We start from the raw sequence: 223 nt of genomic DNA, 5'->3' as shown, positions 1-223 counted from the left end.
GATGTTGGCTTAGAAGCAGCCATCATTGAAAGAAAGCGTAATAGCTCACTGGTCGAGTCGGCCTGCGCGGAAGATGTAACGGGGCTAAACCATGCACCGAAGCTGCGGCAGCGACACGTGGGTGTTGCTGGGTAGGGGAGCGTTCTGTAAGCCGCAGAAGGCGGTGCCGTGAGGCCTGCTGGAGGTATCAGAAGTGCGAATGCTGACATAAGTAACGATAAAG

1 rRNA gene is annotated in these 223 nt (G+C 55.2%); it reads left to right on the top strand.

Features of this window, described 5'->3' with window-relative positions:
* A 23S ribosomal RNA gene (locus SLS51_RS25025) occupies window positions 1-223 on the top strand; the annotation flags it as partial.

It is taken from the genome of Photorhabdus africana, from assembly GCF_035181445.1.
Taxonomy (GTDB): Bacteria; Pseudomonadota; Gammaproteobacteria; order Enterobacterales; family Enterobacteriaceae; genus Photorhabdus; species Photorhabdus laumondii.
The sequence above is the reverse complement of the archived record's forward strand: the minus strand, read 5'-3'. Positions and strand labels throughout refer to the sequence as shown.